8 protein-coding genes are annotated in these 9,111 nt (G+C 62.2%); 3 read left to right on the forward strand and 5 right to left on the reverse strand.

The features are described 5' to 3' along the window. Positions 1 to 3: 3 nt before the first annotated feature. The 5 genes from OCW50_RS25020 to OCW50_RS25040 all read right to left on the reverse strand — a co-directional run bounded on the left by OCW50_RS25020 (position 4) and on the right by OCW50_RS25040 (position 5,179). Positions 4 to 921 carry a dihydrodipicolinate synthase family protein gene (locus tag OCW50_RS25020; RefSeq protein WP_262299394.1) on the reverse strand — a complete coding sequence of 306 codons (918 nt, stop codon included), beginning with the start codon at positions 919 to 921 and terminating at the stop codon, positions 4 to 6. A 20-nt stretch (positions 922 to 941) separates the two neighbouring features. Further along, complete coding sequence (locus OCW50_RS25025; RefSeq protein ID WP_262299395.1) at positions 942 to 1,823, reverse strand: ABC transporter permease; 882 nt, start codon at positions 1,821 to 1,823, stop codon at positions 942 to 944. A 2-nt stretch (positions 1,824 to 1,825) separates the two neighbouring features. After that, positions 1,826 to 2,785: an ABC transporter permease gene (locus OCW50_RS25030; RefSeq protein ID WP_262299396.1), complete on the reverse strand. Its 960-nt coding sequence runs from the start codon at positions 2,783 to 2,785 to the stop codon at positions 1,826 to 1,828. Between the two features lie 75 nt (positions 2,786 to 2,860). Further along, positions 2,861 to 4,444 carry an ABC transporter substrate-binding protein gene (locus tag OCW50_RS25035; protein WP_262299397.1) on the reverse strand — a complete coding sequence of 528 codons (1,584 nt, stop codon included), beginning with the start codon at positions 4,442 to 4,444 and terminating at the stop codon, positions 2,861 to 2,863. Between the two features lie 12 nt (positions 4,445 to 4,456). After that, positions 4,457 to 5,179: a FadR/GntR family transcriptional regulator gene (locus OCW50_RS25040; RefSeq protein WP_262272235.1), complete on the reverse strand. Its 723-nt coding sequence runs from the start codon at positions 5,177 to 5,179 to the stop codon at positions 4,457 to 4,459. 155 nt (positions 5,180 to 5,334) lie between these two features. Between OCW50_RS25040 and OCW50_RS33455 the strand changes: the two genes are divergently transcribed. Genes OCW50_RS33455 through OCW50_RS25060 form a run of 3 tightly spaced genes read left to right on the forward strand, consistent with a single transcriptional unit; the run spans position 5,335 to position 8,914 of the window. Next, the gene (locus OCW50_RS33455) at positions 5,335 to 6,264 is read left to right on the forward strand and encodes a Gfo/Idh/MocA family protein (RefSeq protein ID WP_373371506.1); all 930 of its coding nucleotides are present in this window, start codon (positions 5,335 to 5,337) and stop codon (positions 6,262 to 6,264) included. Continuing rightward, entirely contained in the window at positions 6,261 to 7,262 is a 1,002-nt protein-coding gene (locus tag OCW50_RS25055; protein ID WP_262299398.1) for a Gfo/Idh/MocA family protein, read from the forward strand. The genes OCW50_RS33455 and OCW50_RS25055 overlap by 4 nt, the downstream gene beginning before the upstream one ends. A gap of 38 nt (positions 7,263 to 7,300) precedes the next feature. Continuing rightward, the gene (locus OCW50_RS25060) at positions 7,301 to 8,914 is read left to right on the forward strand and encodes a putative N-acetylmannosamine-6-phosphate 2-epimerase (RefSeq protein ID WP_262299399.1); all 1,614 of its coding nucleotides are present in this window, start codon (positions 7,301 to 7,303) and stop codon (positions 8,912 to 8,914) included. Positions 8,915 to 9,111: the final 197 nt, after the last annotated feature.

The raw sequence follows: 9,111 nt of genomic DNA on the forward strand, positions 1-9,111 counted from the left end.
ACTTCAGCTCGCGAGTCCGGACGCACGGACAATGTCCTCCACCTGTGCTGCTTCCTCAGCGTTGAGGGAGCGCTGAGGCCGGGCCATCGTGTTGGTGGCAATAACCCCAAGGGCGCGCATGGCCGTCTTGAAAGCACCGACCCCTGCTGAACCTGCACTGGTGCGGGGGAGCGAGACCCAGACCATTTCAAAGAGCCGGCACAGGCGCTCCTGCTCCTTGCGTGCTGCCTCCCAGTTTCCTGCCTGAGCGTGATCCCACAGCCGCACATAGCCGTGCGGGTCCACATTCGCGAGGCCCGGGACCACGCCATGCGCTCCCATCTGAAGGACATTATCGACGACGATCTCAGAACCCGTCATGAGAAAGACGTCGGGCTTATCCTTGAGATCAAGCAGGCAGAACCGGAAGTTGCCGTCGTCGCCGCTCGAGTCTTTCAGTCCGGCGATGGTGCCCTCGCGGGCCAGGGTCACCGTTGTCTTTCGCTCCAGCTTGGTATGCACGCAGACCGGAATGTCGTAGGCGATCACCGGTCGATCAATCGCTTCACGCACGTAGCGGAAATGGTCAATGACCTCCGGCTGGCTCGTGCGGGTATAGAAGGGGGCCGTCACCACGACGGCGTCGGCCCCGATCGACTGCGCCGCTCTGGCGTGACCGATGACTCGGTCTGTCGTCGGGTCAATGACACCGGCTAGAACCGGCAGGCGTCCGTTCACGACCTTCACGGTATGTTCGAGGATCTGACGCCGGGTTGCCTCGTCGTGGAAGATGACCTCACTTGTCGAACCGAGCACGAACAGGCCATGCACGCCGCCTGCAATGAGATGTTCGAGAACCCTGGTATAGGATGGGTAATCGACCTCGAAGTTCTCGGTGAGGGGAGTGACAACGGGAGGAACGACGCCGCGGAAATTGATCATAGGGAACCTTTGTTGCTTGGCTATTGAAGATCGGAGCGTGGGTCGAAGGCGTCGCGCAGGCCGTCGCCAACGAAGTTGATTGCCAGCACCGTAATGACGAGCGCCACGCCCGGGAACATCCACTGCCAGACATACTGCTCGAGCACGCTGGTCGAGCGGGCGGCGTTCAGCATATTGCCCCAACTGGCCTCCGGGGGAGCAATCCCGAGTCCGAGGAACGAGAGGCCGGCCTCGAGCAGGATTGCGTTCGCGATCTGCAGAGTTGCATAGACCACGAGGATGTCGATGCAGTTCGGGAGGCCGTGCCGAAACAGCAGGTGCCTCATCCCGGCGCCCATGCCACGTGCGGCGACAACGAAGTCACGCTCACGCAGCTCGAGAAGGCGAGCGCGAACCATGCGCGACAGTACCGGCCAGGACAGCAGCGAGATGACAGCGATCGTCGGGACGATGCCCGTGCCGACAATTGAGGCGAGCACAAGCAGAAGGATCACCGGCGGGAGGGTCATGGCAAGGTCGACAAGGCGCATGATAGCACCGTCTGCCAACCGGCCGCTGAAAGCGGAAATGGCCCCCACAAGGAAGCCGATCACCAGTGAGATCCCGACCGATATGACGGCGACGAGGAGCGAGACACGGCCGCCCTGCATCAGACGCGCGAAGACGTCGCGCCCGACGCCGTCGGTTCCAAACCAGTGGCCGGCGCTGGGGCCCTTGTTGAGGGCTCGCAGGTCGATTTGGTTGGGTGTATACGCCCACCAGAGCGGATAGGTCAGGATCGCAATGAGAATGGCGATGAGGACGACAAGTCCCGCCAACGCGAGTCGGTTAGTGACAAACCGGCCAAGGGCTCTGGCAGTGGGCCCTTTGCTGGATCCAAGGATAGCAACTGCAGCGCTCATTGTCAGGCCACCTGGATGCGGGGGTCGACCGCCGCGTAGGCGATATCGGTCAAGAGATTGACCACGATGACGCAGGCTCCGATGATGAGCGTGGCCCCCATGATGACCGGGTAATCACGCGTGTCGACGGCATTGATCAGCAGCAGGCCCATGCCGGGCCAGTTGAACACACTCTCGATGAAGATTGCGCCGCCGACGGCGATGCCAACGGTTGACCCGATGAGAGTAACGACCGGCAGGAGCGCGTTACGGACGGCATGCTTCATGATCACCCAAGATTCCTTTACGCCCTTCGCCCGGGCGGTGCGGACATAATCCTGGTTCAAAACTTCAAGGAGAGACGCGCGCATGTAGCGCATGATCAGCGCCGCGTGGCCGATTGACAGGAGGCACGCGGGCAAGATGAGGTGAGACAGGAGGTCACCCGCCGAGAATGGGGCGCCAGGTGTCAGCATCCCACCGGACGGCGCCCAGCGGAGGACGACCGAGAACAGGTAAAGTCCGAGGATTGCCGTCAGGAAGGCCGGGCTGGAAATGCCAAAGAAGGCGACGACGGAAAAGCCGATGTCAGTCGGGGAGTTGCGCCTGACAGCGCTGAGGATGCCCGCCGCGATGCCGGTTACGATTGCGATGGCAAGCCCGGCTGCCATCAGCAGGATGGTGGGGCCTATCCGTTCGAGGACGAGAGGCAGAACCCTCACGCCATTGCGCTGGATCGAGTAGCCGAGATCACCGGTGACGGCAGCCTGCAGCCATGCGAGATACTGAATGGGTAAGGGCTGATCCAGCCCGAGACGGGTCCTTAGAGCTTCCATCTCCGCTTGGGACATGGCAACGTTCGGATTCACATAGGCGTCGATCGGATCACCTGGCGCTACGCGCAGAAGGATGAACACGAGCATGCTCAGGGCGACGAGCATCAACAGGCCGGTGCCAAGTCGCCTCAGGATGTATGACAGCATGAGAATGCCCTTGTCGTTGAGGGAAGGCGGCCAAAGCCTGAGCGAGCCGCCTTCCCGATGCTCCGCCAGATGAGCTTACTTCTCGATCGACCATTTCTCCGGGTGGGCGTTGTAAGGTCCGCCGGCGGGAGCGGGGACCCAGACGAAGTCCTTGAGCTTCGCCGAGGCGACGCCGTAGCGGTTCGCGACCCACATGGTGGCCCAGGGCAGATTGGTGTTCATCGCTTTGCACACATCTTGGTAGCGAGCGTTGAGCTGCTGCGGATTGGTTTCGGCAAGCGCCGTATCAAACGCCTTGGTCAGCTCCGGCATGTCGATGCGCAGGAAATTTGCCCCCGCTGGAGGCTTCTGGGCCGCGTTCAGGCCGATATTGAGACCCGACGGATCCGGCCCGTTCTGAAGCCCGGCGTAAACGAGCGGGAACTGGTTAAAGTCAGGATTGCCGGCGTAGATGATGCCGTTATAGGTCGGCGTGTCGACCACGCGTGGCACCACGTTGATGCCGACCTGCGCGAGCATCGCCTGAACGGCCGCCATGACGTTGGCGGCTTGGGGCGTATTGTAATAGGTGAGCCAAGTGATGGGCTTGTTGCCATTGATCTTGTCCCAGCCCGCTTCCGCCAAAAGACTCTTGGCCTTGGCCGGGTCGTACTGGTATGGGCTCAAGCCTTCCGGGACAAGCTGTTTGGCCACATAGCCGCAGTTGGCAACGGTCGCCGCTCCGCCATAGAGGCTGTCGATGATGGCTTGGCGGTCGATGGCGTGCATCACGGCCTGGCGTACACGCACGTCCTTCCAGAGTGGGACCTGCTGGTTGAAGCCGAGATAGTTGACGACGAAGGACTGCCCCTCGATGACGTGGAACCCTTTGTTGTCCCTGAACGCTGAGACGTCATCTGGCTCGACATAGGTGAATTGGATCTCGCCCGCGCGCAGCGCCGCCACGGCTGCGGCCGTGTTCTTGAAATAGCGGTTGATCACCCGGTCCACCTTCGGGCGGCCAAGGCGGTAATCGTCATCGGCCACCAGTTCGACGTACTGGTCCGTCACGTATTGCTTGAACTTGAAGGGTCCGGTTCCAACCGGCTTGGTCGCCCACCACGTGCTGGTCGCCAGTTCCTTCGGGGTTGTGCCGGCAAGCGCATGCTCGGGAAGGATCATGAGCTTCGTCAGTGTTGCCAGGAAGCCGGCGTCCGGACGCGAGAGCTTGATGATTGCAGTGCGCTCATCGGGCGTCTCAACGGAGGAGACCGCGTTGAGGCGGGCGGCAAAGACTGTTCCGGTCTCGCCGTTCTTGGCGAGCTCGACCGTGAACTTGACGTCCTTGGAGGTAAAGGGTTTGCCGTCGTGCCAAGTCTCCTTGGCGAGCTTGAAGGTGTACTCGGTCTTGTCGGCATTGATGGAATATTCGGTGGCGAGAGCCCCTTCGATTGCCGTCAGATCGGCCGTGTAATTGACCAGTGGTTCGAAGTAGACGTTGAGCCAGGTGAACCCGCCCGTCGCCGCCAGCGGGTTGAAGTTGCCTTGAAAGCCGCCAGGGCCGACGTCAAAGCCGCCGGTGACGGTCTTCGGCTCCTGGGCCGCCACCGACGTCGTCAGAGCCGTTGCTCCGAGAAATGCCGCGACGGAGATGGTTCGTGTCAGAGCTTTCAGTTGCATCATTTCCTCCCTCTAACCATTGGTTGATTTTCTGTTATTGGCGATCACTTCGAGAATGCCCTCGTAGTGCTTGTCGAGCCTCTCTCGAGCTCGTTCGACATCGCGCGCCGCAACCGCCTCGACGATTTCATGGTGGTCGCGCCACGTGGAGAGCGGGTCGGAATTGGCCAGATTGGCGAAGTTGGATGCCTTGTAGAAGGCTCTCCAGAAGACCTCGATCAGGCCGGTGAGCATTCGGTTGTTCTGGCAGCGGAACAGCAGCCGGTGGAACTGCTCGTCTTCCTCGGCAAAGCTCTCGGCGCGCTCGGCTCGCTGACGCATGCGCTCCGTGACCTGGCGCAAAGCAGCGAGATCTTCCTCGCTGATCATTTCTATGGTCTTGTGAATGAGCCCAGTCTCAAGAACGCGACGCAGGTCGCGAAGCTCTTCGACGTCCCGCAAGGCGTCACCAAGGCCATAGGCAAGATTATCAAGGAGCGGCTGGAACGAGAATTCCTTCACGAAGACGCCGATGCCACGACGCGTCTCCAGAATCCCGACCGACTCGAGCGCCTTGATCGCTTCCCGAACAGAGTTGCGGCTGACGCCGAGCTGCTGAGCGAGGAAGGACTCAGGCGGCAGCGCATCTCCGGCTTTGAGCTGATTGTCCTCGATATAGCCGCGCAAGCTCTCCTGCACTGTCACGTGCAGTGAGGGAGGCTTGGTCAAAGGCTTTATGCCTTTCAAGCCGGACATTCTTCACTCCTCTTTGAGGCCGCAGACCAATCCAGGCGAAATTTCACGATCTGGCTTGCTACATATCAGCTTGTAGGATATCCAGCAAGTGGGCAGTTGGATAGGTACTGTACATGAGGGTTTGTCTCTTGGGGGTGAGCCATTGGCACGCTGGGATGCATCTGGATGCGGTGAGATCTTCGGGCGGCGAGATCTCAGCTGTCTGGGATGATGATCCAAGAAGCGCGGCCGTTTTCGCCCGGTCCCACGATGTCCCCGCCTGTGCTCATATCGAACAGGCGTTCGAGACAAGGCCCGACTTGGCCGTCGTCATGGGTTCGCCTGCGGATGTTCCAGACCTTGTCTTGAAGGTGGTGTCCGCCGGCATTCCAATGGTTCTCGAAAAGCCCGCCGCCCCCACGACCGGCGTCTTGATGGAGATCCTGAAGGCTGTCCAGGAACGAGACATTTTCGTTGCTGTGCCTCTTCCCAATCGTTTCGGTCCCGCTTTCGGCGCAATGGCAGCGCTTGAGTCGCAAGGGCGTCTCGGCAAGATTGCCCATGGTCATTTCCGGATCGTCAACGGCCCCCCTCGACGTTACCGCGAGGATGGGGTCGAGTGGATGCTCGACCCGACGATCGGAGGCGGCGGAGCGCTGCGCAATCTCGGTATTCACGGCATCGATGCAGCCCTCTCGCTTGCGCAGGGAACCTTGCGCATCATAGCAGCCTCGGTCGCCAATCGTCTCCATGACGAGCCGGTCGAAGACCACGCCCATGTCGTCCTGTGTGACGATGCTGGAACGCTCTTCACGGTCGAGGCAGGCTACACCTTCGCCTCCATGGCTCCAGGCGGGGACTTCGAGTGGCGGATCGCCACGGGCAACGCTTACCTGATTGACCGGGGCGAGACGGCGCAATGCGCAACCCTTGATGACGGGGGAGTCCGCATGCTCGCCCCCGAACATCCGAGCACGCGTTACCGCTTGTTCATGGCCGACACGTTCGACCGGCTCCGCTCGGGTGAGCGCCCGACGGTCAGCCTCGAGGATTACCTGGCAGCGATGAAGGTCATCGATGCCGCATATGAGAAGGCAAAGGTATGATCGGCGTAGGAATCATCGGGGCCGGCCACTTCGGAGCGGTTCATGCCCGGGCGATGACCGAGGTTGACGAGGTCAGGCTCGTCGCGTCCTGCCGGGAGAACGCAGACGCAGCGGCCGCTTTCGCGGCTGAGCATGGCGGCAAGAGTTACGGCGACTGGCGCGCTTTGTTGGACGATCCGACAGTCGACGCCGTTCTCATCGCTACGCCGCACCACCTCCACGAAGAAATGACCATTGCGGCCGCCGGGGCAGGCAAGCATATCCTGCTCGAGAAACCGATGGCGACCAGCCTGGCGGCGTGCGACGCCATGCTCGCGGCCGCAGAGGCAACCCGGGTCAAGCTCATGATCGGCCACGTGATGCACTTCGCCCTGCCCTGCCTCAGGGCCAAGGAGATCATCGACACGGGCGTGCTCGGTGCTCCTGTCTTGGGGTCGAGCTGGATGATCAAGCTTTGGATGGAAAGCAACCGACGGCCCTGGCATCTCAACCATGCATCAGGAGGCGGGATGCTGATGACAGCAGGGATTCACGCGCTCGATCGGCTGATCTGGCTCATGGGTCAGCCGGTGGCCGGGGTGACGGCGATGGCCGGCACCTACTTCCACGAGCAGGAGGCCGATGACGCAGCCCTGATGAGCCTGCGCTTTGTCGATGGCCGGATCGGCCAGGTCGCCAGCGTCGGCTATCGTGACGGAGCGGTGACGTTCGCCATGGATCTCGTCTGTGAGAAGGGGACGATCCGGATCGACTTTGACCACGGGGTCTCTACCGGCCAGGGCGGCGTCTGGACGTCGGTTTCGGGCTCCATCGAGCCGAATTGGATGGGCGCGGCCGTGGCTCGCGAGTGGCGCGCCCTTGCCGCCAGCATCATCAACGATACGCCCTCCCCGGTTACCGGGTCCTACGGACGCCATGTGGTTGCCTGCATCGAGGCGGCCCATGAGGCCAGCCGCAGCCGGCGCGAGGTCTCGATCGCTGCTACTCCGACGGTGTAACGCCCCGCTCGACCATCCCACAAGGGTTCGGAACAGTCATGACATCTCAGCCAGCGGCCACAGCGCTCACCGAGTCATTGAGAGGCGGATTGGTCGTCTCATGCCAGCCGGTCCCCGGCGGGCCGTTCGACGATCCCGAATCTGTCGTGCGCTTTGCACTGACGGCCCAGAATGCGGGTGCCCGCGCGCTTCGAATTGAGGGCGCTGTCAACGTTGCCGCAGTTGCCGCTGCCTGCTCGATTCCGATCATCGGCCTTGTCAAACGCGATCTCACGGAAACCCCGGTCCGCATTACGCCCTGGATTGAGGACGTTATCGCCCTTGCCGAAGCAGGCGCGGCGATTGTCGCCTTCGATGCCACCGACCGGCCAAGGCCCGTAGCGGTCCGGACGCTGATCGAGACAATCCATGCTCGGGGCTGCGTTGCCATGGCCGACATCGCGACGATCACCGAAGCGAGAAACGCAAGCGCGCTCGGTGCAGACCTGATCGGCACCACCATGTCCGGCTACACCGACATGGGTCCACCGCCGCGAATGCCTGATATCGGGTTGGTATGGGAGGCTTGTGGGCTCGGCAAGCCGGTCCTTGCCGAAGGTCGGTACAACGAGCCCCGTCTCGCAGCGGCAGCCATACGCGCAGGAGCCGCGGCGGTGGTTGTGGGCTCTGCCATCACCCGGCCGGAGCATATCACGCAATGGTTCGTTGACGCGATCACAGGTGAAGCAGCGCCAACGAAGCCGGTTCTCGCAATCGATATCGGCGGCAGCAAGACGGCCGTGGCGTTGGTCCTGGGGAACCGCATCCTCAAGCGGCGGCAGGTTCCGACACACCCCGCCGATGGAGCGGAGGCATGGCTGCAAGCAGCCGCTGATGTCGCACGGGATTGGCAGGGACAGTATGGTGGTGTGGCTGCCGCCGTGACCGGTCTGATCAGGGACGGCCTCTGGACAGCCGTCAATCCCGCGACCCTGCCCATTCCGGCAGACTTCCCGCTGGTATCACGCCTGAACGATTACTTCGGCAGTCCCGCTGTGGCTTTGAATGATGCTCAAGCCGCAGCTTGGGGCGAGTATCGCTTCGGTGCTGGCCGCGGCCGTGACCTACTCTTTCTGACAATATCCAGCGGAATCGGCGGAGGGGCCGTTGTCGGCGGCCGGCTCTTGAGTGGATCCGGAGGTCTTGCCGGGCACGTCGGCCAGATCCCGGTGCAGGTTCCGGGAAAGCGCTACCAGCGTCTGGAGGACTTGGCGTCTGGCTTCGCCATTGCAGCCGCAGCCCGCGCCATCGGCCGCGATGCGGATGCCAAACAGGTCTTCGCCGCCATGGCTTTGGGAGAGAGCTGGGCGGAAGCCATTGTCGTCGAGGCTTTGGATCATCTCGCCCTGGCTCTTCCGGGTTTACAAGCCCTTCTTGATCCGCAGGTCATGGTGATCGGCGGCGGCGTCGGCCTTGCGCCAGGCTTCCTGCCCCGTCTCGAGGCCGCTCTGTTCCGCTTTCCATCTGCTCTCAAGCCTTCCTTGGCGCCGGCTCTCCTCGGCGCCGATGCCGGCCTCTTAGGCGCAGCGGATCTTCTGAAGCGGCAGATGTCCTTCGGAAACCCTGAGATGGACTTGGCACCGGACGCTGGTGCTACCATCCCCACAACGTGACCGTCGTTTATTTGCGACCGCCTGGTGTCTGAGGATCGATATGTCAGAGCGACCGAACATGGAAACAAGAATGCTGCGCGAGGCGCAGGAAGCCCCGCAGGTGGTCGCGCGCCTGCTCGAGAGCAACGCTCCCCTGTGCCGCGCCCTCGGCGAGCGCCTGCGCGCTGAGCCGCCGCCTTTCGCCGTCACCTGCGCGC

This window comes from Microvirga sesbaniae, assembly GCF_025460805.1.
Taxonomy (GTDB): Bacteria; Pseudomonadota; Alphaproteobacteria; order Rhizobiales; family Beijerinckiaceae; genus Microvirga; species Microvirga sesbaniae.